Source organism: Paraburkholderia sp. UCT31 (assembly GCF_014397655.1).
In the GTDB taxonomy this organism is placed as follows: Bacteria; Pseudomonadota; Gammaproteobacteria; order Burkholderiales; family Burkholderiaceae; genus Paraburkholderia; species Paraburkholderia tuberum.
Map to the genome: position 1 here is coordinate 26,308 of NZ_VZQP01000060.1, position 22,931 is coordinate 49,238.

Here is a 22,931-nt window from a genome sequence, read left to right on the forward strand (position 1 = left end):
TGTGTGTCGTCCGTATCCGTCAGTGCTCGGCCAGCACGAAAGGTTGCCCCGTTAGCCGCAGATGAAGCACGACGAGCCACCGGCGCGGACAATTCGCTGCGATCACGGCGGGCCATGCGCCGCGAGCAGCCCGAATCGCGCAGTCGCGCCGCACCGCGACCTCGAAGGCGACCTCGGCAAATTCGCGCGCGATCACCACGCCGCCGATCATCAGCGCGAGCGCGAACAGCCTGAACGATGCCGAAGCGAAAAAAGCGTCAGAGACCGGCAGTACCGGCAACGCCATGCACAGCAGCGCTTCGGTGCCCGCGGCCGTCAGAGACGCGACTAGCAGATGGGCTCGTAGCATGTCGATGGTGACTCGCTTCATAACGTGCCTCGTGCGCGGCCTTGCGGCCTGACCGGATGCTGGCAATGGGCGCGACTCGTCGAGGTCGTCCGTTGACGCCATCGACCAGCATAAAGAATACCTCGCGCGTCGCTCCATCGAAGTCCTTACGATCAGGTTGCGATGGTCTGACGACAACCTGGTCTCGCACATGCATTACGATCTGCGACGACCATTTTATAGCGCGTCGATGGTATCGATTCAAGCTGAAGGAAACCTTAAGCACGCGCATGGCATGAAGGGGCTAACGAACGGCGTGGTTACACTTCGGAACGCGGCAGATTGTTCGTCTATGTGCATCAATGCCGCTTGCGTCAAAATGCTCGACGTTATGCAATAAAGCCCCACAATGGAATATTTGCCTCATGCGCTTACTCCTCGTAGAAGACGACGAACTCATCGGCTGCGGTGTCGAGGCGGGCCTTCGTCAGGCCGGCTTCACAGTCGACTGGGCACGCGACGGCCACAAGGCAGGCCTCGCGCTCGACACGACTCAATATGCCTTGGTGGTACTCGACCTCGGCCTGCCGCGCGTGAGCGGCACGGAGCTGCTCAAACGCGTGCGCGACGCCGGCAATGACGTGCCGGTGCTGGTGTTGACCGCAAAAGGCACGGTCGTCGATCGCGTCGGCGGACTGGAAGCGGGCGCCGACGACTATCTCGGCAAGCCGTTCGATCTCACCGAACTGGTGGCGCGGTGCCGCGCGCTGTTGCGCCGCGCACAAGGTCGCAGTATCGATCTGATTCGTTACCAGAATCTGACAGTGAATCCGGCCGCGCAAACGGTGCAGATCGACGAGGCGCGCGTGCCGCTCACGTCGCGCGAATGGGCGATTCTGCTGCAACTGCTGACCAATCTCGGCATTCCTCAGTCGCGCTCGCGGCTCGAAGAAAGCCTGTACGGCTGGCAGGAAGAGATCGAAAGCAATGCGATCGAGGTGCACGTGTCGAACCTGCGCAAGAAGCTCGGCGCAAGCCTGATCAAGACCGTGCGCAACATCGGCTATGTGATGGAGAAAGAATGATCGGTCCGTCGATTCGGCGGCGCCTCGTGCTGCTCGTGCTCGCGAGCATCGCGATCGTATGGGGCTGCGCGCTCGTGTCGAGCGACCGGCAAGCCATCCACGAAGTCGCCGCGTGGGAACGAGCGCGTCTCGCCGAACTCGCGCAGATGCTCGCGCTGCTCGATTCGACGAATCTGATGACGCTCGCCAATGCGCGCATCGATGTGCGTGAAGAAGAGAGAGGCGGTGAGCCCGGCGCGAGCGATCTCGACGACGACGACACGCTGCCGCGCGACGCCCTCTTCCAGGTGCGCGCGGCCAACGGCGCCATTCTGGCGGGCAGCCCGCAACTGCATGCGCTCGCCGCGTGGGATTTGCCGTTGCCGCCCGCGAGCGGCGCGCAGGACGTCACGTTGGGCGGTCAGCTCTATCACTCGTTCACGTTGCGCGAAACGGCACTCGGTCACAGCGTGCGCGTGTTCGAACCGGCCAACACCCGCAGCGACCTGGTGAGCGGTGTCGCGAGCCGCATCGCGCGGCCCACGCTGATCGCGCTGCCAGTGCTCGCGGTGCTCGTGTGGCTCAGCATCGGCTGGAGTCTCGCGCCGCTGAAGGTGTTGTCGGCCGCGATCCGTTCGCGCGACATCAACCGCATGGAACCGGTCGGCATCGGCCGCACGCCGCTCGAGGTGCGCCCGCTCGTCGACGCGATCAACCAGATGCTGGCGCGTCTGCACCATGCGCGCGAGCACGAGCGCGCCTTCACCGCCGATGCCGCGCACGAACTGAAGACGCCGCTCGCCGCGATCAAGGTACAGGCGCAGGTCGCGCTCGCCGAGCCCGACATCGCGCTGCAGCGGCTCGCGATGGAGCGCGTCGTGCAAGGCGTCGATCGCAGCGCGCGGCTCGCCGAGCAACTGCTGCTGCTCGCGCGGCTCGACGTGCAGGAGAAGCTGCCCACCGAGCCGCTGAGGCCGGCGGCGATCGCGAAAGATACGCTGCTCGCGAACAGGCGCAACGCGCAACAGAAGCACATCAATGTGATGCTGGTCGGCGACATGCTCGCCGAGATCGACGCGGAGCCCGTGCTGATCGGCATCCTGCTCGACAATCTGCTCGATAACGCGATCAAGTACGGACGCTCGGGCGGCAATGTCGAAGTGGCGGTGCGCCATGCCGACGAGCAGGTGCAGCTGATCGTGCGCGACGACGGCCCCGGCGTCGCGCCGGACGATCTCGCGCGGCTCACGAACCGCTTTTTCCGCGCGACCGGCAATCAGGCGACCGGCAGCGGGCTCGGTTTGTCGATCGTTGCGCGGATCGCCGAGCATTTCGGCGCGAGTCTGCAGCTAGGCGCCGGGATCGGGGACCGGGGGCTTGCGGTGCGGGTGTCGTTTCCGGCCTATCGCGCGACGCGCTGAAGGCGCGCCAATCGCTCAGCGCCGCTCGCCGCCCCGGTTCGCGTCAGCGACGCCCGAACGCTGCTTGGCCAGTTCGGCGCGCACGCCGTGCGGTGCGGCATGCGGCCGCGCGCTGCCGGACGCCTCGAACAGCTGCCACGCGATCAGGCCCGGCACGAATATCAGCAGATCGCGAATTCGCCGCGCGGCCGCGAGCGCGAGACAGATGGCGGGGTCGAGCCCCAGTGCGCCGCCAATCAGTACGAAAGCGCCCTCCTGCACGCCGAGACCGCCCGGCACGAAGAACGCGGCGCTGCTGACCGCCTGGATCAGCGATTCGATTACGATCGCCTCGACGAGCGTCACCCGCGCGCCGAGGAAATACAGCGCGAGCCAGATTTCGAGCGAGGTCAGCACGCATTGCAGCGGCTGCCAGAAGAACAGATAGCGCAGCACGACCGCGCGGCGGCGCCAGATCACCTTGATCGACTGATCGATCTGAGCGGACTGGCCGACCAGCGCGGTTAGCTTGCCGCTCGTCACGCGGTTCGCCACGCGCGTGATGCGCTCGAACGGATTGGCATGCTGGACGAGCCCGAACAGCAACAGCACCGGCGTCAACGCGACCACGCCCCACGCGAGCTGCCCGGCGAGCCGCAGCGCGCCCGATTGCGCATTGGCGAACAGAAAACCAATCCCGACCATCGTGAACATCAGCTGGCTGATCACGGTCAGTTGCATGTCGACGATGGTGCTGGCCACCGCTGTCGACGGCCTGACGCCCCAGCGCCTGAACATACGGAACGACACGAGTTCGCCGCCGATCCGCGCGACCGGCAGCATGCAGTTGACCGATTCGCGCACCCACACCAGATGCAGCATCCTGCCGAAGCTGGGGCGGTTCGCGCCGCGAATCAGCGAGCGCCAGTCGCACGCGTTGGCGATCATTGGCAGCACATGCGCGAGCGCGGCCACCACGAGGCCCGCGCCAGCCGCGCGCAACGCGCTGAGCACCGCGCGCGGATCTTCGCGCCAGACGAGCCACAAACAGATCAGCAAACCCGCGAGCGCAGCCGCGCGGCCCAGATGCTTCATCATGCGGGCACCTCGCACACGACCTCGGTATACGTGATGCGCCGCACGCCGCGTGTCGCCGGGGCGCTGCCATGCGTCTCCAGGGCGCTCCCGTTTCGCCCGCTCGAAACCTCTTCGTTCATTGCCAGCCCAATCTGCCGTTCGTTCGTCATTCGTCCTGCGCCGCCGACAGCAGCCCGTCGCCGTCGACCTTGAAGCTGAAGCCCCGCCAGATCACCCGCGACGAGCGGAAGCTCGCGACGAAAATCGCAAACGATACGATATCCCATAACGGCAGAAGCCACAGATCGCGGCAGCGCTGACGCAACGCCCGATCCGCGCGCCACTTCAACGCGAGACGCGCGACCAGCGTCACTGCCGCGAGCAGCCACGCCCACGGCGCGCCGCCCGAGCACGCGAGCGCGAGCAGCGCGAACGGCAACGGATGCACGAGCGCCGTGCCGAAGTGTCCGAGCGGATCGATGCGGCGAATCGTGCGGCTCCAGCGCAGTTCGTGCGTCACGAGTTGTGCGGCGCTCGCTTCGACACACGCATGCGCGATTGCGAACGGCGGAATCGTGACCTGCTCGCCCGCCGCGCGCACCGCCGCGCCGATCTCGTAGTCCTCGGCCAGATGCTGCACGAACGGCTTGAAGCCGCCGATCCGCTCGTAGGTGTCGCGCCGCATCGCGATGGTCTGGCCGAAGCACGGCCGCGCGAGCCCGAGCGCGAGTCCGGTGACGACGCCCGGCAGGAACTGGTAGTTGGTTGCGATCGCCGACAGCCGCGGCCAGAAACCCGGATCGGGCTGGCCGCGATATGCGCAGGTGACGAGCCCGACGCCCGGCTGCTGCAATTCGCCGATCACGTTGCGCAGATAGTCCGGGCCGACGCACACGTCGCTGTCGGCGAACACGAGCACGTCGTGGCGCGCCTGCGGCACCATGTTGAGGATATTGCTGATCTTGCGGTTCGGGCCGTACAGACGCGCATCGGCGACGACGGTGATGTCCGCCTGAGGATGGAGACGCCGCAGTTCGTTGACGGTTTGCAGCGCGGGGTCGGCGCAGTCATGCACGCCGAACAGGAATTGCACGGGCCCGGGATAATTTTGCGCGCAGAAGCTCGACAGATTGTCGAGCAACGCCCACTCGTTGCCATGCAACGGTTTGATCACCGTAATGGGTGGAAAGCTGGAGGGTTCGGCTACATCCCTCGCGAAGAAGCGCCCGATCAGCGCGCTCGCGAGCACGGTGTAGCCGATGCCGACAACGGTCGCCGCCGCGCACGCGCACGCGAGCGTGACGGCGGCGAGGTGTGCGGCGCTCACGCCTCGTGCGCGCGCAGGAAGCGGAAAAATTCGACGCCTTCGCGCAGGCGCCGTTTCATCATGTCCCAGCTCGTCAGCATTTCGCGCAGGATCTCCCAGATCTTCGACGGCCGGAAATAAAAGCGTTTATAGAAGTTTTCGAGCTGGTGGTACATCTCGTCTCGCGACAGATGCGGGTAGCCGATCGCCGCCAGCTGCACGCCTTCCTTGCTGACGAGATTGATCACCTTGTTCTCCGCGAGCCAGCCGTTCTCGACCGCCTGGTTATAGAGCGTAGTGCCCGGGTACGGCGCGGCGAGCGACACCTGGATCGTCAGCGGATTGATCTCTTTCGCGTACTCGATGGTCTTCTGGATCGTTTCCGGCGTCTCGCCCGGCAAGCCGAGAATGAAGGTGCCGTGCACCTTGATGCCCAGCGTGCGGCAGTCCTGGGCGAAGCGCCGCGCGATGTCGGTACGCAAGCCCTTCTTGACGTTCAGCAGGATCTGGTCGTCGCCGGATTCGTAGCCGACCAGCAGCAGGCGCAAGCCGTTTTCCCTCATGATCTTCAGCGTCGAGTAAGGCACGTTCGCCTTCGCGTTGCACGACCATGTGACGCCCAGCTTGCCCATGCCTCGCGCGATTTCTTCGGCGCGCGGTTTGAAGTCGGTGAACGTGTCGTCGTCGAACATGATCTCCTTGACTTCGGGCATGTTGTCGCGAATCCACTTGACTTCCTCGAGCACGTTCTCGACCGAACGCACCCGATAGCGATGGCCGCCGACCGTTTGCGGCCACAGGCAGAACGTGCACTTCGAGCGGCAGCCGCGGCCAGTGTAGAGCGACACGTACGGATGCTTCAGGTAGCCGTTGAAGTAATTCTTGATGGTCAGATCGCGCTTGTAGATCGGCGCGACGAACGGCAGCTCGTCCATGTTCTCGAGGATCGGGCGCGCTTCGTTGTGCTCGATCGAGCCGTCGGGGGTGCGATAGCTCAAGCCGAGGATCTGCGCGAACGGCTTGCCTTCGGCGATTTCCTTGCAGGTGAAATCGAATTCCTCGCGACACACGAAGTCGATGGCCTCGGTCGCGGTCAGCGAATTGTGCGGATCGACCGCGACCTTCGCGCCGACCATGCCGATCAGCAGCGACGGCTTGCGCTTCCTGAGGTCCTGGGCGAACAACGCGTCGGTCGGGAAGGATGGCGTGCTGGTGTGGATCACCACCAGCTCGTATTGCGAGGCGATGTCGAGGGCGGCGTCGACGGACAGGCCGTCTGCCGTGGCGTCGAGCACGCGGCTGTCGGGAACCAGTGCCGCGGGTTGGGCGAGCCACGTCGGATACCAGAACGAGCGAACTTCACGCTTGGCCTGATAGCGCGAACCCGCACCACCATCGAAGCCGTCGTACGACGGCGCCTGCAAGAACAGAGTTTTCATGGATGCTCCAGCAAGCCTTTATAGGCGCTTTCGGTTTTCAGTCGGGAATCTATTCTGTTCCATTGCCCGAATGCAGGTCGGGAAAGCCTGGGCTCGACCTGCACGTAGCGGTGGCCGCGGTCCGGAAAGGCCACGGGCAGTGGCGCAAATAGTACGGAGCAAAGCTGAAGGAAACCTGAAGAATAATACTGCGTTCAGACCGCGCGCGGCATGCTCCGATGGGGCGATTTGTGTAATCGACGCGCTCGTGCAATCGTGTCGCATCGATGTCGTATCGGTGTGGTAAATGGATAGGTTCTCGCGTGGCGTGCGGGCGAGCCCCGCCGGCGCCGCCGATTCACACCACCTTCACGGCGCGAACGCTCGGCCCGACGCGTCGCTCATCGCGCGAGATACCTCGCCCATTCGAGCCAGCCGAGATTGAGGGCCGCGTTTACCACTACGCCGAGCGCCGACGCGAGTGCGGTGATCATGGTCCAGAAGGCCGAGCGCCGCGCCGCGCGCGCCGACGTGTGGGCGGCCGCCGCAGCGTCGCGCGACGCGCTCGCCGCAGCCTGCGCGATATGCGACGACGCCTCCATGCGCGCGAGCGACCTCAGCGCGAAACCGCGCTCGTCGTCGTGCGTGGCGGCGGCCGCCTCACGCGCCGCGTCGTCGCGCTGCGCCTGCTTCGAACAGATACCGATGACAGAACGGCGTCAGCGGTTCGTCGGGATAGCGCGCGGCGAAGGTTTTCGCATAGGCGGCGCCGCCATTGCGCTCGATCTCCGCGTAGGCGGCGTCCTTATCCATGGTTGCCTCGCATGCGGATGAGCCGCCCGGCCGGCGTCACACGGGCTTGATGTCGGCGGCCTGTTTCCCTTTCGGCCCCTGCTTGATTTCGAAGCTGACTTTCTGGTTTTCCTGCAACGACTTGAATCCTTCGGATCGAATCTCCGAAAAATGGGCGAACAGATCTTCGCCGCCGTCATCTGGAGTGATGAAGCCGAAGCCCTTTGCGTCGTTGAACCATTTCACTGTTCCGGTTGGCATGGCGATGTCCTCGTGATGCGCTGTAGTAGCGGTTGAATGGATGAAGCGCTGCGTCCTGCAAGCCTTTCGTGCAGCGCTGACGCGGCGCCCCGGCACGACCCGCAAAATCGCTCCGGTGCTGAGCCTGAGCAAGCCGCATGCCGCGCCCGGGCGCCTGCGGGCCGCGCCCGGTGCGATTGCCCGCAATCAGATAAGATAAATGGTATCCGCAATTCGTCCATGGCCGCGCAGGAGTGTCGCCTCGTGCCGCACGTCCGCGCGGCCAGTTGTTTTCCCACTCACAGGAACCCAGCATGGCCATCTCGAGCTATACCGATACCCGTCTTCTGATCAACGGCGAATGGTGCGACGCCGCCAGCGGCAAGACCCTCGACGTGATCAACCCCGCGACCGGCCAGGCCATCGGCAAGGTCGCGCATGCCGGCATCGCCGATCTGGACCGCGCGCTCGAAGCCGCGCAGCGCGGCTTCGAAGCCTGGCGCAAGGTGCCGGCCAACGAGCGCGCAACCGTCATGCGCCGTGCCGCCGCCCTCGTGCGTGAGCGCGCCGCGGACATCGGCCGCCTGATGACGCAGGAACAGGGCAAGCCGTTCGCCGAGGCGCGCGGCGAAGTGCTGGCGGCCGCGGACATCATCGAATGGTTCGCGGACGAAGGCCGCCGCGTGTATGGCCGCATCGTGCCGTCGCGCAACCTTGCCGCGCAGTCGCAGGTGCTGAAGGAGCCGATCGGCCCGGTCGCGGCGTTCACGCCGTGGAACTTCCCGGTCAACCAGGTCGTGCGCAAGCTGTCGGCGGCGCTCGCCTGCGGCTGCTCGTTCCTCGTCAAGGCGCCGGAAGAAACCCCGGCGTCGCCGGCGGCGCTGCTGCAAGCCTTCGTCGAGGCCGGCGTGCCGGCCGGCACGGTCGGCCTCGTGTTCGGCGATCCGGCTGAAATCTCGAGCTACCTGATCCCGCATCCGGTGATCCGCAAGGTCACGTTCACGGGCTCGACGCCGGTCGGCAAGCAGCTCGCGGCGCTGGCCGGCTCGCATATGAAGCGCGCGACGATGGAGCTCGGCGGCCACGCGCCGGTGATCGTCGCGCAAGACGCCGACGTCGCGCTCGCCGTCAAGGCAGCCGGCGCCGCGAAGTTCCGCAACGCGGGCCAGGTCTGCATCTCGCCGACGCGTTTTCTCGTGCACAACAGCCTCCGCGAAGAGTTCGCCGCGGCGCTCGTCAAGCACGCTGAAAGCCTGAAGCTCGGCGACGGTCTCGCCGAAGGCACGACGCTAGGGCCGCTCGCCAACGCGCGCCGTCTGACGGCGATGGCCAAGGTCGTCGACGACGCCCGCAAGACCGGCGCGAAGGTCGCGACGGGCGGCGAGCGCGTCGGTACCGAAGGCAACTTCTTCGCGGCCACCGTGCTGACCGACGTGCCGCTCGACGCCGACGTGTTCAACAACGAGCCGTTCGGCCCGGTCGCCGCGATTCGCGGCTTCGACAAGCTCGAAGAAGCGATCGCCGAAGCGAACCGTCTGCCGTTCGGCCTCGCCGGCTACGCGTATACGAAGTCGTTCGCCAACGTGCACCTGCTGTCGCAGCGCATGGAAGTCGGCATGCTGTGGATCAACCAGCCTGCCACGCCGACGCCGGAAATGCCGTTCGGCGGCGTCAAGGATTCCGGCTACGGCTCGGAAGGCGGCCCGGAGGCGATGGAAGCCTACCTCGTGACCAAGGCGGTCACGGTGATGTCGGTTTAATCACGCCAATCACGCGCTTCGGGAACGGCGCCGCGGTTTTGCCGCTCGCATCGTTCCCGAGCGCGGCTCAACCGATCTGCCAGGTCCACGGGTCTTCCGCTCGCGGACCTTTTTTATTGCCATGAACGATATTTCCGCCGAATCGATGCAGCCCACGCTGAGCGGCTCGTTCGTCGAGCTGCGGCCGCTGCGCGAGGAGCACGCGCAGGCCCTCGTCGACGCCGCCGACGACGGGCAACTGTGGGACATGAAGCTGACCGTCGTGCCGGGCCCGGCGACGATCGACGCCTATATCGCCACCGCGCTCGCCGGCCGTGCGGCCGGCAAGGTGATGCCGTTTGTGATCGTGCGGCGCGACGAGGATGACGAGAATGACCGTGCTGGCCGGATCGTCGGCAGCACGCGGTTCTGGAAGATCGATCGCGCGAACCGCAAGCTCGAAATCGGCCATACGTGGCTCGCCGCCTCGGCGCAGCGCTCGGTCGTGAACACCGAGGCGAAATATCTGCTGCTGTGCCACGCGTTCGACGTGATGCGCTGCGTGCGCGTGCAGTTCACGACCGACGAGCTCAACGACAAATCGCGCGCGGCGATCCTGCGCATCGGCGCGCAACAGGAAGGCATCGTGCGGCACGAGCGGATCATGCCCGATGGGCGCAAGCGCAACTCGGTGCGCTTTAGCATCATTGACGACGAATGGCCGGCGGTGAAAGCGATGCTCGAAGCGAAGCTGGCGCGCTGAGCGGCGCGCCGGCTTCCTGCTACCGACTCATTCAAACATGCGCATCGCGCTGCTCGTTGAGCGGCGCCGCCTGCGTCGCGGTGGCGAACTCCTCGCGCAGCGCGTCGCGCGCATGATGCCGGCGCACCCACAGCGCCGTGAGGATCGGCACCAGAATCGCGGTCACGAGGCAAGCGGTGGCGACCATCGCGGTCGCGGCCGGCACCAGCGGTTTGAAGCTCGGAATCATGTCGGCGATGATCGCCGGATTCGCGACCGCGGCCCCTGCCGTCGACGACGCTGCCAGCCCCGCCGCGCCATTGCCGCCGGCAATCCAGCGATCGGCGAGAATCAGCGGCACGCCAGTCACGACGATCACGCCAAGCCCCAGCACGATGCCCGGCAGGCCGCTCGTGACGATCACGTTCAGATCGATGCCGTTGCCGAGCGCAAAGCCGAAACACGGAATCAGCGGATGCACGCAACGGCCGAACAGCTCGCGCAGCTCGCTATCGAAGTTGCCGAGCGCAAACCCGATCAGGAACGGCAGCACCGCGCCGACGAACAGGCGCGGCTCGAAGAACGCGACCCCCGTCGCACCCAGAATGATCATGCTGATCAGCGGCCCCGATTCGACCGACATCAGCACGAATGCGCCCGCCTCTTCCTTCGTGCCGTACTGTTGCATCACGGCCGCGTACAGCCCGCCGTTGGTCATGTCCATCGACGTGGTGATCGCGAGCATCGACAGTCCCGCGAACAGCCCGGTCTTGATGCCATCGATCGGAATGAAGCGCGCCGCGATCAGCGTGACGATCCACGCGACCAGCATCTTGGTGGCGAGCAGCGTGCCCGACTTGCGCAGCACGGTGCCGGTCGCGCGCAGGTCGATCGTCGCGCCCATGCAGAAGAACCATACCGCGAGGATCGGCACGGTGCCGGTAATCAGGCCGTTGGTGAACGAGCCGAAGTATTTGCCCGCGCCCGGCGCGAACGTATGCACACAGGCGCCGAGCAGCAGCGGCACCAGCATCAGACCGCCAGGAATGCGGTCGATGGCCTTCTTGATCTTCATGCCTCCTCCATGGACGGTGACGTCCCGTTGACGGGCCAATGACCCGCGTTGGTGTCCCGTTCTACGCCGGGCTCTCCCTGTCCGGCGCAATATAGCATCATGAAAGGAACGCCGTTCCGTTTTATTTTTTAAACCTGACTATCGTTTACCCGGTCGTTCGCGCTATGCGTTGCCAGCCGCGATCACCCGTCGCAATATTTTCGGACCAGTGTTCCGAAACCACGATTCTGCGTTACAGTCTCGGGCACATGGCGGCACCGCGCCCCGCATACCGACAGGAGAACGATCAATGGACGTGAGACAGGCCATCAACAGCGAATACGCGAAGACGCTCGACACCACCGGGCTGCGTCGCGAGTTTCTGGTGGAGCAGATCTTCGAGCGCGATGCGTTGAAGCTCACGTATAGCCATATCGACCGGATCATCGTCGGTGGCGTGTGGCCGGTCGAGCGCGCGGTCGAAGTGCCGGGCTCGCTCGGCAAGGCGATCGGCGTCGACTATCTGCTCGAGCGGCGTGAACTCGGCGCGATCAACATCGGCGGCGACGGCTGGGTCGACGTCGACGGCACGCGCCACACGGTGCGCCGCGAAGAGGCGATCTATATCGGCAAGGGCGCGCAAGCGGTCGGGTTCGGCAGCGCCGACGCCACCCGGCCGGCGAAGTTCTATCTGAACTGCGCGCCCGCGCACACCAGCTATCCGACCCGCACGATCTCGCTCGACCACGCCTCGCCCGAAACCCTCGGCGATCCGGCCACGAGCAACCGCCGCACCATCTACAAGTTCATCGTGCCCGACGTGCTGCCGACCTGCCAGCTGTCGATGGGCATGACGAAGCTCGAACCGGGCAGCCTGTGGAACACGATGCCCTGCCACACGCATGAGCGCCGCATGGAAGTGTATTTCTACTTCGACGTCGCCGACGACGCCGCCGTCTTCCACATGATGGGCGAGCCGCACGAAACCCGGCATATCGTCGTGCGCAACGAGCAGGCGGTGATCTCGCCGAGCTGGTCGATCCATTCGGGCGTCGGCACGCGCGCGTACACATTCATCTGGGGCATGGTCGGCGAGAACCAGGTGTTCGGTGACATGGACCATCTCGCGGTCCGCGAGCTGCGCTGAGCGAACATGAGTCCGAACACAGTGAACACTTTCGATCTGACCGGCAAGGTCGCCATCGTGACCGGCAGCAACACCGGCCTCGGCGCCGGCATGGCCGTCGCGCTCGCCGCGGCCGGCTGCGACATCGTCGGCGTGAGTCGAGCGGAGGCGGGCACGACCGCCGCGCGCGTCGAGAAGCTCGGGCGCCGCTTCGCCGATGTGCGCGCCGATCTCGCGTCGACCGTTTCGGTCGACGACATCGTGCGAGCCGCGCTCGAAGCGTTCGGCCGCATCGACGTGCTCGTCAATAACGCAGGCATCATCCGTCGCGAAGACGCGCTCGAGTTTGGCGAAGACGACTGGGACGCGGTCATGGAAGTGAATCTCAAGAGCCTGTTCTTCCTGTCGCAGGCCGCGGCGCGTCAGTTCGTGCGCCAGCAAAGCGGCGGCAAGATCATCAACGTCGCGTCGATGCTGTCGTTCCAGGGCGGCATCCGCGTCGCGTCGTACACCGCGTCGAAAAGCGGCGTGCTCGGTCTGACGCGACTGCTCGCGAACGAATGGGCCGCGCGACGCATCAACGTGAACGCGATCGCGCCCGGCTACATGGCGACCGCGAACACCGCGGCGTTGCGCGACGACGCGCAGCGCAACGAGGAGATACTCGGCCGCATTCCGGCCGGCCGCTGGGGCGTGCCCGACGATCTCGCGGGGCCGGTGGTTTTTCTCGCCTCGTCGGCGTCGGACTACGTGCATGGGCATACACTGGCGGTGGATGGCGGCTGGCTCGCGCGCTAGGGACGGCACAAGCTCGCCACGAGTGCGCGCGACGCGCTATGCTCTCGCGCCGGTGAGCATCGGCTCGATGCGGCAGCGGCGAGTTGGCACAGACAGGGAATGACGAACATGGCGGCAACGGGAACACACAGGAATACTGCGAGGAACACTGCGAGGAACACTGCGCGCGACAAGACGCTCGACAAGACGCTCGATAAGACCCGCGGCAAAGCCCGCAAGGAACCCGCCGGCGCAGCGTCGCTCGATGCGGACAGCGGTGAGCGCGGCGAATCGGCGTCGTCGATCGGGCGCGTGTTCGCGATTCTCGGCGCGATCGGCGACACCGGACAGATCGGCATCAGCGAGCTGTCGCAACGGCTCGGCATGTCGAAGACGACCGTGCATCGTGTGATTCAAACACTGAAGGCGCTCGGCTACGTGAGCCAGGAAGTCGAAACCGAACGCTATCGGCTGACCATCCGTCTGTTCGAGCTCGGCGCGAAAGCGCTCGAAAGCGTCGATCTGGTGCGCGAGGCCGACATCGAGATGCGCCGCATCGGCCAGATGACACGCGAAGCGGTACACTTGGGCGCGCTCGACGACGACGCCATCATTTACATCCACAAGATCGACGCCGACTACGGGCTGCGCATGCAGTCGCGGATCGGCCGACGCAATCCGCTGCATAGCACGGCGATCGGCAAGGTCCTGCTCGCATGGATGGACCCGGCCGACGCGCGTGACGTGCTCTCGCACATCGAATTTCGCAAGTCGACGCAAAAAACCCTGACCTGCGCCGAAGCGGTGTTGAGCATCCTGCCGCGCGTACGCGAGCAGGGCTACGGCGAGGACAACGAGGAGCAGGAAGAAGGCCTGCAATGCATCGCGGTGCCCGTGTTCGACCGCTTCGGCCGTGTGATCGCCGGTCTGTCGATTTCGTTTCCGACGATGCGCTGCGGTGCCGACACGAAGCAGCATTACGTCGCGTTGCTCAAAGAGGCCGGTCTCGCGATTTCGACGCGGCTCGGCTATCGCGAAGCGACCGCCCCGGAGCCCGCGGCCGCGCAGTAGGTTGCGCGCGCGATGCGTTTTTACCTATCCCACCGAAGCTTAAGACAAGCTGATGACGCTACAGGTGTAGCGTCTTTCCATCACGCTCGCCCGAGCTCACTACCGAACTTCTTACCCAGTCTGCAACCGAATGTATCTGCGCCGCATACACATGCCGAAAATCGATGCGCTTCTTTTTTCAGCAATCGAGGCGCCGAACCTTCGCTTCGAATCCATGCTTCGTCTGCCTTTGAAGGCGTTTTTTTTCATAGACCCTTCAAGGGTTTGCCCGCGCGCTTGACAGTCGCCCGGCATTTCGACCCGTAACCCGCGGCGCCTTCCCTCCTCGTTCATCGCACTCGCATCGACGTTTCGGCGCGAGCTCGGATCGACACGTCCTGTTACACACAAACACACCGGTAATCGCGCCGCTCAGTAGAGTTCGGTTCAAACGAAAGCGCATCAGATGAAATGCTTCGCACGACAGGCACTCGCATCACAGATTTCAGGGAGCAACATCATGAAAAAAATCCTCGCATTGGTCATTCTTGCCGCCACGCTCGGTGGCGCGTTGAGCGGCTGCATCGTCGTCCCTGACGATCATCCGCATCATGACCACTACGACGAACGTTATTGATCGGGCCATCACGCGCAGTAGGTGCGCGTCCGGCTCGCCACTCCATCACAGACATCCACACAACAGAGAACAATCATGAGTCTTTCACGCAGCCGCTGGGTATCGTTGACCGTCGTCGCGGGTCTCGCGATCGGCGCATCATCGGCCGCTTTCGCGCACGTCGATGTCGGCGTGAACATCGGCGTGCCGGGCATCGCGGTCGTGCCCGCCGTGGTCGAGGCTCCGCCGCCCGTCTATGTGCAGCCCGCGCCCGTCTATGCGCCTGCGCCGCCTCCCGCGGTCATAGTCGCTCCGGGCTGGTACGGCGAACGCTACTACGATGGTCATCGCTATTGGGAGCGTCGCCAGTGGGAGCGGCGCGAGTGGCAACGTCGCCACGGCGAATGGCGCGATGCACGCGGCCCGCACGGCGACTGGCACGACAACGGCTGGCACGGTCATGGTCATGACGATCGCGGGCATGACCATTGATAGACGGCAGGTGGCGTCCATCGCGCCACCGTGTCGCGCTTGCATTCGCGCCACCCCCTTGACAGGAGCGACGACGTGCTACGCAATGATCCGAGACGAGTAACCGCGCAGGTCGACGGCGCGCACATTTGCGCCGAATACAGCGAGCTGACCGGCCAGCTGTGCCTGCGCTAGGACGGCACGCTGGTGCGCGAATGGTTTCCGCCGCATTCGTGGATGGCGATCGCGTCGGTGGCCGGCGCGCGCCACTGGGGCACGCGGCCAACCGACGACGAATTGCTCGCGCTGCTGCACAACGAAATGGCGTTGCTGCGCGCGTCCTGAGCGGTCGCGCGTTGTTCGAGCGTAGCGGCACGCCCGACGCCGCGCTCATTCGATCGCTATGGCGCCGACGTTTTCATCGACCGATGCGTGATCGAGCGGCTCGCGCCGCATCATCAATACCACCCCGCCCGCCGCGATCACGGCCGGCACCGCGAGCAGGCTGAACACGGCGCCGAAGTGCCAGCCGAGCCCCATCAACGCCGCACCGATGAGCGCGCCCGCCACGCCGCCGACGCGGCCGATTCCCAGCATCCACGCCACGCCCGTCGCGCGCGCCCGGGTCGGGTAGAAGCTCGCCGCGAGCGCCGACATCGACGTGACCGCGCTGGTCGCGACCGTGCCGGTCAGGAAGATCAGCGTCCCGAGCCAGACCTGATGGCCGACGCCCCGCCCGACCAGCAACACGAGCGCGCCGACGAGGACATAGGTGAACGCGATCACGCGATGCCCGGCGAAGCGATCCATCACCCAGCCGACGCACAGATTGCCGAGGATGCCCCCGAGCGGAAACAGCGACGTCATCAACGCGGCCTTTTCACCGGAGAAGCCGGTGTCCTTGAACAGCGTCGGCAGCCAGTTGGTCAGCAGATAGTAAATCAGTAGCCCCATGAAATAGGTGAGCCACAGCATCAGCGTGCCGAAGCGGTAGCGCGCCGACAGGATGATCGCGAGCGCCCATTGCGAACGTGCGTCGCCGGTATTGCGGCGCACGTCGACCGCGAAAAAACGGCATCCGTCGAAGCGGTCGTGGGGCGCGATGCGTTGCAGGATTCGCGCGATCCGTTGATCGGCGCGCTTACGCACCGCGAGAAATTGCGCCGATTCCGGCAGAAACAGTATCAGCATCACGCTCAGCACGAGCGGACCGGCGCCGCCGGCGACCAGCACGCTCGGCCAGCCGAAATGCGGAATCAGCCATGCGGATGCGAGACCGCCGATCGCGAGACCGCCTGAAAAGCCGCAGAACATCGCATTGACGGCGACCGCGCGAATCCGCGCGGGTGCGTACTCGGCCATCAGCGTGACCGCGTTGGGCATCGCCGCGCCGAGACCGAGGCCGGTGAAAAAGCGCAGCAAGGTCAGCGATTCGATCGAGCTCGCGCGGGCCGCCGCGAGACTCCACAGCCCGAAGAAGAACACCGACAGCACTAGCACCGTCTTGCGTCCGATGCGGTCCGCGCAGGGGCCGGCCGCGAGCGCGCCGATGCCGAGTCCCACCAGCGCCGCGCTCATCACCGGGCCGAGCGCGCTGCGCGCGATGCCCCACTGCTGCACGAGCGACGGCGCGATGAAGCCGACCGCGGCGGTGTCGAAACCGTCGGCGGCGACGACCAGAAAGCACAGCACCAGAATCGTCCATTGAAACGGCGAGAAGCGCTGTCCGTCGATAAAGGCCTGCACGTCTACACTGCGTTCGGAGCGGCTCATGTGCGTGCTCCTTTCAGCTGGTTCATTGCGATGTCTCCTTGAGATGAAGAGGTGTTTTCTTGTTGTTCGAATTGCTGTTCAACACGCGGTCGCCGCGACGGTGGTCGCGACCGTGCTTGCGAGCGTCGCGCTGTCCGTTCGTTCATGCCTGTCTCCTCCTCGAACGCGCGGCTAGCGCAGCATCGTCAGCGTCCTGAAGTCGACTCGCCTGATGATGCGGCTCTCCTGCGCGACGATCAGATGCGCGGACGCCTGCAGATACGCGGGCCACTCCGGATCGGCATCGCGCGCGGTGCGGCGCTGATCGTAGTCGCCGATGCTCTCGTAGCCCCACAGATGCACGACCTGGTTCAGCGCGCCGATATCGCTCATGTAAAAGCCGACTGGCGCGCCCAGATACTTGAGCTGAATCGGCATCGCGAGCCGGTCGAAAACGTCGATGAACTCCGCCATGCCGCGCGGACGGATCGTGTAGATGCGATGATCGACGAAAGGTTTGCCCTGGCTCATGTGCCGGTCCTTAATACGGTTTCGGCTGCGCGGGGGGCCGCGTTGCTTGCGCTCTTCGCGCTGTTTGCGCTTGTCACACTCGCGCCCGCGAGATGACGGCCGGTGATATAGCCGAACGTCATGATCGGCCCGAGCGTGATACCCGCGCCCGGATAGTTGCCGCCCATCACGCTCGCGCGATCGTTGCCGACCGCGTACAGGCCGGCGATCGGTGCGCCTTTCACGTCGAGCACTTCGCCGGTGATGTTCGTCGAGATGCCGTCGAAGGTGCCGAGATCGCCCATCACGACCTTCAGCGCGTAGTACGGACCGTCGCCGATCGGCGCGACGCACGGGTTCGGCTGGTGCTCCGGGTCCCCCAGATAGCGATTGAACGACGTCGTACCGCGGCCGAATTCGCGATCTTCGCCACGCACCGCGTCGGCGTTGTAGCGCTTCACGGTCGCCTCGAGCGCCATGCCGTCGAGACCCGCGTTGCGCGCGAGTTCCGCAAGCGTGCGGCCCTTGCTCAGATAGCCGTTGCGCAGCAGCGGGCCGAGCGGCACGGGCGCCGGCTTCGCATAACCGAGCCCGTATTTGCGGATCGTCGCGTGATCGCAGATCAGCCACATCGCGGTTTCGCGTTCGTTCGCGCTGGCCTCGATCATCGCGGCACCCACGTCGTGATACGAATTCGCTTCGTTGGTGAAGCGCTTGCCCGCGCGCGTCACGCCGATCACGCCAGGCTTGTAGCGATCCACCAGATGCGGAAACACGCCGACGCTGCCGTCGCTCATCGGCACGCGCGACACCGGCATCCATGCGGCGGGCTGCGGAAAACGGATCGCCACCCGCGCACCGAGACGTTCGGCCATGCCGACGCCGTCGCCCGTATTGCCGCGCGGCACCGGCGACAGGTGTTCGCCGCCGCGCCGCAGATGCGGATACGCACGGGCGATCCGCGCGACGTCATGCGAGAAGCCGCCGCACGCGAGCACCACGCCGCGTCGCGCGACGATGCGCATCTCGCCTTGCGGTCCGGCGACGAGCGCGCCGGTCACGCCGCCGTTCTCCACGGTCAGCTCGCGAGCGGCCGTGTTCGTATGGATCGGAATGCCGAGATCGAGCGCGGACTTCGCGAGCCGCGCGGCGAGCGCGTTACCGCTCGTGATCTGCACGCCGCGCCGGTACAGCGCAAGATCCTTCAGATGGCTCGCGAGGCGCTTCGCGACGTACAGCGCGGAGGTGAGCGAACGCGTCGCATTGAAGAAGTGCTTCAGGTCCGCGTTCGACGAGTTGAACATCATGCCGATGAACGTGATCGTCTTCAGCGGCGGGCGCAATCGCGAGATGTCCTCGCCCAGCGCGCGCGCATCGAACGGCGCGGCGACGACCGAGCGGCCAATGTCGACACCACCGCCCACGTTCGGGTGATAGTCGGGATACAGCGTCGGCACGAATTTGACGGTGGTTTCGCGCTCGAAGAAGTCGAGCATCTCAGGGCCCGTGTCGAGAAACGCGTCGACTGCGGCGGCATCGAAGCACGCGCCGGTTTCGCTGCGCATATAGGTCAGCGCCGCTTCGCGCGTATCGCTGACGCCGTTGCTCTTTGCGTGACGGTTGCCCGGAATCCACAGCACACCGCCTGAAAACGCGGTCGTGCCGCCGAAGAACGGCTCCTTCTCGATCACGACGACATCGAGACCGTGTTTGCGCGCGGTGATCGCGGTCGACAGCCCTCCCGCACCCGAACCGATCACGAGCACGTCGCACGTGAGTGTCGCGCCGCATGTTGCGTTGGTCATGACGGTCTCCTTACGCGCGGACCTGGCGGTCGGCCTGGGTGGCTTGCGCGGCCTGGTTGGCTTCGAAGCCGGGACGCGGCACGAGGTCCATCAGCATGCTTTCGAAGCCGCCATCGACGACGACTTCGGCGCCGTTCACATAGGCCGCGCGTTCGCTCGCGAGAAACGCGACGACATCGGCGATATCGTTCGGCTCGCCGATCCGGCGGCTCGCCGTCATCGCGCTGCGCCGGCGTTCGATATCGCCGTGCTCGTAGAACGCCGCCGACAGCGGCGTGCGGATCATGCCCGGGCACACGGTATTGCTGCGAATGCCGCGTGGCCCCCACTCCGCCGCGATCTGCTTCGACAGCATCGTGACACCGGCCTTGCCCGCGCTGTAAGCGCCGCTATAGGTCTGCGGATGATGCGCGGCCACCGACGCGACATGCACGATCGCGCCAGCGCCGCGCTTCAGCATGCGTTGACCGAATTGCTGCGAGCACAGCATGTAGCCGGTCAGATTCACGCGCAGCATCGCATTCCATGCATCGAGTCCAATCTCTTCGATGCCCCCTGGCCGCAACAGGCCCGCGTTGTTCACGAGCACATCGGCGACGCCGAGGCGCGCTTCGAGCTCCGACACCGCGCCGCGCACGCTATCGATGTCGCCGATATCGCAGGCGAGCGCCAGCGCTTCGACACCGCTCGCGTTCAGCGCTTGCGCGACGTCACGGCACTTCTGCTCATCGCGATCGAGCAGCGCCACGCGTGCGCCAGCGTCGCCCAACACCTGAGCAATCGCGCTGCCGATGCCGCCCGCCGCGCCGCTCACGACGCAGACGCTGCCTTCGAGCCCGAGCCAGTGTCGCGCGTTGGCGGGTGTGTCGCGCTTATCATTCCGTTGATTCATTTGCTTAGTCCTCCCGATCTCCATGTTCACGATCGCGGCGAGCTTAGGTTGGCCGGCTTCACCAAACTGCGTCATTCGACCGCGTCTTCGATGGAAAAAAGTATAGCCACGCGGTTCGGGACGAAATTGGACAAAGGCAGCGGATCGCAGGACAATTTGAACATTGGAGACAAAACCGCATGAGGAATATCCCTAACTACGATCTGTACGGAGAGTCCGCGCGGCCGCCGTGGTACGACGCGTTCAATTTCGAATGGATCGTCGAGCGCAGTCGTCCGAACGACTGGCATATCGCCGCGCACCGGCACGATGCATTGCTGCAGATTCTCTATATCCGCAGCGGTTCGGGCCACGTGCTGATCGAAAGCGAAAAGCTCACGATCGACGCGCCATGCCTGATCCTGATTCCAGCGCAAACGGTGCACGGTTTCGTGTTTTCGCCGGAGATCGACGGGCTCGTGATTACGGCCGCGCAGCGCGCGCTGGAGTCGATTTCGAAAGCGGTGTCGCCGGGCCTCGTGCCGGTGCTGCAACGGCCCGCGCTGATTCCCGTGCGGCCCTCGGTCGGCGAGCGCACGTTGATGCCCTTGTTCGGTTTGCTGGAGCAGGAATTTCGCGGCAGCGCGCGCGGCCATATCGCCGCGGGCATGTCGCTGATGATTGCACTTTTTGTGCAGGTCGCCCGGCTGACCGATGCCGCCTCGAGCGCGGGCGCGAGCGTCAATGACCGGCGCGCCGCGCAGATCAAACGGCTACGCGAACTGATCGCCACGCATGTGCGCGAGCATCTGCCAATCGATTTTTATGCGGAAAAATTGGGGATGACCGCGGCGCAACTGGGGCGCATCTGTCGTGAGGAGCTTGGCCATTCGCCGCTGTCGCTCGTCAACGATCAGTTGATACGCGAGGCGCAGCGCGATCTGGTCTACTCGGGTTCGAGCATCAAACAGATCGCGCATGCGCTCGGTTTCGAAGATGCGGCCTATTTCAGCCGCTATTTCCGCAAGCAGACCGGCGTCACGCCCAAGGAGTTTCAGGCGGCCGCGCATCGGGATCTGTCGATCAATTAGCGATCCCGATGATCGCGCGGTGCTTGCAGTAGCGCTTACAGCTGCGCCTGCATCTGCGCGCCGGCGACGCCGACGTAGTTCTCCGCCAGGACTGTCGCGGCCGTGCGCGACGTCGTCACGTACTCGAGCTCGGCGACCTGCAGTTGCTGCTCGAACGCCGAAGCGCCTTCGATACGATGCAGCATGCTGGTCATCCAGTACGAGAAGTGCTCGGCGCGCCAGATGCGTTTGAGCGCGGTTTCGCTGTAACGGTCGAGCAGATCGGCGCGGTTTTCCTTGTAGAACGCGTCGAGCGCCTTGCTGAGCACGTTCACGTCGGCGACCGCGAGGTTCATGCCCTTCGCGCCAGTCGGCGGCACGATATGCGCGGCGTCGCCAGCGAGGAAGAGGCGCCCGTACTGCATCGTCGTCGACACGAAGCTGCGCATGCCGACGATGTTCTTCTGAAAGATCTTGCCGTCGACGATCTTGTGGCCTTCGTCCGAATCGGCGCGCGCATGCAGCTCGGCCCAGATGCGATCGTCGGACCAGTTGTCGACCGAGTCCTTCGGATCGCACTGGAAATACATGCGCTGCACGTTCGGCGAGCGCGTGCTGATCAGCGCGAAGCCGCGCTCGTGGCGCGCGTAGATCAGCTCGTCCGACGACGGCGGGCCTTCGCACAGAATGCCGAACCAGCCAAACGGATAGACGCGCTCGAAATCCTTGCGCAGCGTCTGCGGGATCGCCTGGCGCGACACGCCTTGCGAGCCGTCGCAGCCGATCACGAAGTCGCATTGCAGTTCGCGCTCCGCGCCTTCGTGGCGATAGCGGATCGACGGCTTATCGGTATCGATGCCATGCACCGACGTCTCCGATACGCCGAAACGCAGTTCGGCGCCCGCGGCGACGCGCGCCGCGACTAGATCCTTGATTACTTCGTGCTGGGCATAAACCGTGATCGCATGACCGGTGAGGCCGGTCAGATCGATGCGGCGACGCTTGCCTTCGAACGCGAGTTCGAAACCGTGATGCAGCGCGCCTTCGGCTTTCATGCGTTCGCCGAGACCGGTTTGCGTCAGCAGGTCCATCGTGCCCTGCTCAAGCACGCCGGCGCGAATCGTCGATTCGATCTGATCGTGCGTGCGCGTTTCGAGCACGACCGAGTCGATACCGCGCAAATGAAGCAGATGGGAAAGAAGCAGGCCAGCGGGCCCTGCACCGATGATGCCGACTTGGGTGCGCATGTAGTCTCCTGAATGCGGTGATGAAATTTGCGCTCAGTGTGACGATCGCGACGCCTATCCCGCAATGCGATATAGCGGATAGGCCGTATCGCGCTGCGCGATAGAAGGTGTAAGGCGGGAGCCAGCGCCGCGCGGCTGTTTCGGCCGAAAACGCAAGACTGGTGGGGTTTTCCGCCGATTTGGACGACCCGCGGCTCGTGCCGCGGCATGGCGTGCCCTCACGTAAACCCCGATCCGCTAAACGAGCTTCAACTCGCCAAGAAACAGTCGATAGACGGGATTTTTCGTCTCTTCCCAGCACGGATAGCCGAGCGTCTCGATGAAGCGCTCGAACGCCGCGTGGTCGCTTCCGGGCACCTGAATGCCGACCAGAATCGAGCTGTAGTCCGCGCCCTGGTTGCGGTAGTGGAACAGGCTGATGTTCCAGTTCGGCGCCATCGACGACAGGAATTTCATCAGCGCGCCCGGACGTTCCG

General features: G+C 65.0%; 22 protein-coding genes and 2 pseudogenes. 10 read left to right on the plus strand and 14 right to left on the minus strand.

All coding sequences use genetic code 11. The features are described 5' to 3' along the window. Positions 1-19 precede the first annotated feature (19 nt). The gene (locus F6X40_RS34425) at positions 20-370 is read right to left on the minus strand and encodes a hypothetical protein (protein ID WP_187630917.1); all 351 of its coding nucleotides are present in this window, start codon (positions 368-370) and stop codon (positions 20-22) included. A gap of 383 nt (positions 371-753) precedes the next feature. Between F6X40_RS34425 and F6X40_RS34430 the strand changes: the two genes are divergently transcribed. Further along, positions 754-1,413: a response regulator gene (locus F6X40_RS34430; RefSeq protein WP_090805227.1), complete on the plus strand. Its 660-nt coding sequence runs from the start codon at positions 754-756 to the stop codon at positions 1,411-1,413. After that, complete coding sequence (locus tag F6X40_RS34435) at positions 1,410-2,813, plus strand: ATP-binding protein (RefSeq protein ID WP_187630918.1); 1,404 nt, start codon at positions 1,410-1,412, stop codon at positions 2,811-2,813. Before F6X40_RS34430 ends, F6X40_RS34435 begins: the two co-directional genes overlap by 4 nt. Before the next feature lie 15 nt (positions 2,814-2,828). Here F6X40_RS34435 and F6X40_RS34440 read toward each other — a convergent pair whose 3' ends face one another. The 6 genes from F6X40_RS34440 to F6X40_RS34460 form a co-directional block, all read right to left on the minus strand. Beyond that, positions 2,829-3,890 (minus strand): lysylphosphatidylglycerol synthase domain-containing protein, encoded by a 1,062-nt coding sequence (locus F6X40_RS34440; protein ID WP_187630919.1) that lies wholly within the window; start codon positions 3,888-3,890, stop codon positions 2,829-2,831. Positions 3,891-4,035: 145 nt separating this feature from the next. Beyond that, a complete protein-coding gene (hpnI, locus tag F6X40_RS34445; RefSeq protein ID WP_187630920.1) occupies positions 4,036-5,196 on the minus strand; it encodes a bacteriohopanetetrol glucosamine biosynthesis glycosyltransferase HpnI in 1,161 nt (386 codons plus the stop codon). Continuing rightward, positions 5,193-6,614, minus strand: a complete 1,422-nt coding sequence (hpnJ, locus tag F6X40_RS34450; protein WP_184043334.1) for a hopanoid biosynthesis associated radical SAM protein HpnJ — start codon at positions 6,612-6,614, stop codon at positions 5,193-5,195. The genes hpnI and hpnJ overlap by 4 nt, the downstream gene beginning before the upstream one ends. Positions 6,615-6,994: 380 nt before the next feature. Next, positions 6,995-7,195, minus strand: coding sequence for a hypothetical protein (locus F6X40_RS42845; RefSeq protein ID WP_262421656.1), 201 nt, complete (start codon positions 7,193-7,195; stop codon positions 6,995-6,997). A gap of 58 nt (positions 7,196-7,253) precedes the next feature. Further along, positions 7,254-7,406, minus strand: coding sequence for a hypothetical protein (locus tag F6X40_RS42850; RefSeq protein ID WP_262421657.1), 153 nt, complete (start codon positions 7,404-7,406; stop codon positions 7,254-7,256). A 36-nt stretch (positions 7,407-7,442) separates the two neighbouring features. After that, a complete protein-coding gene (locus F6X40_RS34460) occupies positions 7,443-7,646 on the minus strand; it encodes a cold-shock protein (RefSeq protein ID WP_007181784.1) in 204 nt (67 codons plus the stop codon). A gap of 293 nt (positions 7,647-7,939) precedes the next feature. On the opposite strand from F6X40_RS34460, the gene F6X40_RS34465 reads away from it, so the two are divergent. Both F6X40_RS34465 and F6X40_RS34470 read left to right on the plus strand, forming a co-directional pair. Next, positions 7,940-9,385, plus strand: coding sequence for an NAD-dependent succinate-semialdehyde dehydrogenase (locus F6X40_RS34465; RefSeq protein ID WP_184065898.1), 1,446 nt, complete (start codon positions 7,940-7,942; stop codon positions 9,383-9,385). Positions 9,386-9,506: 121 nt separating this feature from the next. Then, positions 9,507-10,127, plus strand: a complete 621-nt coding sequence (locus F6X40_RS34470; RefSeq protein ID WP_187630921.1) for a GNAT family N-acetyltransferase — start codon at positions 9,507-9,509, stop codon at positions 10,125-10,127. A 31-nt stretch (positions 10,128-10,158) separates the two neighbouring features. Here the strand turns inward: F6X40_RS34470 and kdgT are convergent, their stop codons facing one another. Next, on the minus strand, positions 10,159-11,181 hold the full coding sequence (kdgT, locus tag F6X40_RS34475) for a 2-keto-3-deoxygluconate transporter (RefSeq protein ID WP_187630922.1): 1,023 nt from the start codon (positions 11,179-11,181) through the stop codon (positions 10,159-10,161). Between the two features lie 289 nt (positions 11,182-11,470). On the opposite strand from kdgT, the gene kduI reads away from it, so the two are divergent. From kduI to F6X40_RS34500, 5 genes and pseudogenes are all read left to right on the plus strand, one after another. Continuing rightward, the gene (gene kduI / locus F6X40_RS34480; protein ID WP_184065907.1) at positions 11,471-12,307 is read left to right on the plus strand and encodes a 5-dehydro-4-deoxy-D-glucuronate isomerase; all 837 of its coding nucleotides are present in this window, start codon (positions 11,471-11,473) and stop codon (positions 12,305-12,307) included. Between the two features lie 6 nt (positions 12,308-12,313). Then, positions 12,314-13,084, plus strand: a complete 771-nt coding sequence (gene kduD, locus F6X40_RS34485) for a 2-dehydro-3-deoxy-D-gluconate 5-dehydrogenase KduD (RefSeq protein ID WP_187630923.1) — start codon at positions 12,314-12,316, stop codon at positions 13,082-13,084. Between the two features lie 99 nt (positions 13,085-13,183). Next, positions 13,184-14,134, plus strand: coding sequence for a DNA-binding transcriptional regulator KdgR (kdgR, locus tag F6X40_RS34490; protein WP_184065911.1), 951 nt, complete (start codon positions 13,184-13,186; stop codon positions 14,132-14,134). Positions 14,135-14,825: 691 nt separating this feature from the next. After that, positions 14,826-15,221 carry a hypothetical protein gene (locus tag F6X40_RS34495; RefSeq protein WP_187630924.1) on the plus strand — a complete coding sequence of 132 codons (396 nt, stop codon included), beginning with the start codon at positions 14,826-14,828 and terminating at the stop codon, positions 15,219-15,221. A gap of 75 nt (positions 15,222-15,296) precedes the next feature. Beyond that, positions 15,297-15,545 (plus strand): annotated as a pseudogene (locus F6X40_RS34500) (hypothetical protein). A 45-nt stretch (positions 15,546-15,590) separates the two neighbouring features. Here the strand turns inward: F6X40_RS34500 and F6X40_RS34505 are convergent. The 4 genes from F6X40_RS34505 to F6X40_RS34520 all read right to left on the minus strand — a co-directional run bounded on the left by F6X40_RS34505 (position 15,591) and on the right by F6X40_RS34520 (position 20,159). After that, positions 15,591-16,973, minus strand: coding sequence for an MFS transporter (locus F6X40_RS34505; protein ID WP_187630925.1), 1,383 nt, complete (start codon positions 16,971-16,973; stop codon positions 15,591-15,593). A 171-nt stretch (positions 16,974-17,144) separates the two neighbouring features. After that, positions 17,145-17,483: an NIPSNAP family protein gene (locus tag F6X40_RS34510; RefSeq protein WP_018417780.1), complete on the minus strand. Its 339-nt coding sequence runs from the start codon at positions 17,481-17,483 to the stop codon at positions 17,145-17,147. Further along, positions 17,480-19,267, minus strand: coding sequence for an FAD-dependent oxidoreductase (locus tag F6X40_RS34515; protein WP_187630926.1), 1,788 nt, complete (start codon positions 19,265-19,267; stop codon positions 17,480-17,482). Before F6X40_RS34515 ends, F6X40_RS34510 begins: the two co-directional genes overlap by 4 nt. A gap of 10 nt (positions 19,268-19,277) precedes the next feature. After that, a complete protein-coding gene (locus tag F6X40_RS34520) occupies positions 19,278-20,159 on the minus strand; it encodes an SDR family NAD(P)-dependent oxidoreductase (RefSeq protein ID WP_187630927.1) in 882 nt (293 codons plus the stop codon). A 179-nt stretch (positions 20,160-20,338) separates the two neighbouring features. Between F6X40_RS34520 and F6X40_RS34525 the strand changes: the two genes are divergently transcribed. Then, complete coding sequence (locus tag F6X40_RS34525) at positions 20,339-21,229, plus strand: helix-turn-helix domain-containing protein (RefSeq protein ID WP_187630928.1); 891 nt, start codon at positions 20,339-20,341, stop codon at positions 21,227-21,229. Between the two features lie 35 nt (positions 21,230-21,264). On the opposite strand, the gene F6X40_RS34530 is transcribed toward F6X40_RS34525, so the two are convergent. Together F6X40_RS34530 and F6X40_RS34535 are read right to left on the minus strand one after the other, a co-directional pair. Next, complete coding sequence (locus F6X40_RS34530) at positions 21,265-22,455, minus strand: 4-hydroxybenzoate 3-monooxygenase (protein ID WP_187630929.1); 1,191 nt, start codon at positions 22,453-22,455, stop codon at positions 21,265-21,267. Between the two features lie 237 nt (positions 22,456-22,692). Next, a pseudogene (locus F6X40_RS34535) lies at positions 22,693-22,931 on the minus strand (threonine ammonia-lyase, biosynthetic); the annotation flags it as partial.

Coding starts and splice junctions, on each gene's coding strand:
- F6X40_RS34425 (WP_187630917.1), bottom strand. CDS start 370: ATGAAGCGAGTCACCATCGACATGCTACGAGCCCATCTGCTAGTCGCG.
- F6X40_RS34430 (WP_090805227.1), top strand. CDS start 754: ATGCGCTTACTCCTCGTAGAAGACGACGAACTCATCGGCTGCGGTGTC.
- F6X40_RS34435 (WP_187630918.1), top strand. CDS start 1,410: ATGATCGGTCCGTCGATTCGGCGGCGCCTCGTGCTGCTCGTGCTCGCG.
- F6X40_RS34440 (WP_187630919.1), bottom strand. CDS start 3,890: ATGATGAAGCATCTGGGCCGCGCGGCTGCGCTCGCGGGTTTGCTGATC.
- hpnJ (WP_184043334.1), bottom strand. CDS start 6,614: ATGAAAACTCTGTTCTTGCAGGCGCCGTCGTACGACGGCTTCGATGGT.
- F6X40_RS42845 (WP_262421656.1), bottom strand. CDS start 7,195: ATGGAGGCGTCGTCGCATATCGCGCAGGCTGCGGCGAGCGCGTCGCGC.
- F6X40_RS42850 (WP_262421657.1), bottom strand. CDS start 7,406: ATGGATAAGGACGCCGCCTACGCGGAGATCGAGCGCAATGGCGGCGCC.
- F6X40_RS34460 (WP_007181784.1), bottom strand. CDS start 7,646: ATGCCAACCGGAACAGTGAAATGGTTCAACGACGCAAAGGGCTTCGGC.
- F6X40_RS34465 (WP_184065898.1), top strand. CDS start 7,940: ATGGCCATCTCGAGCTATACCGATACCCGTCTTCTGATCAACGGCGAA.
- F6X40_RS34470 (WP_187630921.1), top strand. CDS start 9,507: ATGAACGATATTTCCGCCGAATCGATGCAGCCCACGCTGAGCGGCTCG.
- kdgT (WP_187630922.1), bottom strand. CDS start 11,181: ATGAAGATCAAGAAGGCCATCGACCGCATTCCTGGCGGTCTGATGCTG.
- kduI (WP_184065907.1), top strand. CDS start 11,471: ATGGACGTGAGACAGGCCATCAACAGCGAATACGCGAAGACGCTCGAC.
- kduD (WP_187630923.1), top strand. CDS start 12,314: ATGAGTCCGAACACAGTGAACACTTTCGATCTGACCGGCAAGGTCGCC.
- kdgR (WP_184065911.1), top strand. CDS start 13,184: ATGACGAACATGGCGGCAACGGGAACACACAGGAATACTGCGAGGAAC.
- F6X40_RS34495 (WP_187630924.1), top strand. CDS start 14,826: ATGAGTCTTTCACGCAGCCGCTGGGTATCGTTGACCGTCGTCGCGGGT.
- F6X40_RS34505 (WP_187630925.1), bottom strand. CDS start 16,973: ATGAGCCGCTCCGAACGCAGTGTAGACGTGCAGGCCTTTATCGACGGA.
- F6X40_RS34510 (WP_018417780.1), bottom strand. CDS start 17,483: ATGAGCCAGGGCAAACCTTTCGTCGATCATCGCATCTACACGATCCGT.
- F6X40_RS34515 (WP_187630926.1), bottom strand. CDS start 19,267: ATGACCAACGCAACATGCGGCGCGACACTCACGTGCGACGTGCTCGTG.
- F6X40_RS34520 (WP_187630927.1), bottom strand. CDS start 20,159: ATGAATCAACGGAATGATAAGCGCGACACACCCGCCAACGCGCGACAC.
- F6X40_RS34525 (WP_187630928.1), top strand. CDS start 20,339: ATGAGGAATATCCCTAACTACGATCTGTACGGAGAGTCCGCGCGGCCG.
- F6X40_RS34530 (WP_187630929.1), bottom strand. CDS start 22,455: ATGCGCACCCAAGTCGGCATCATCGGTGCAGGGCCCGCTGGCCTGCTT.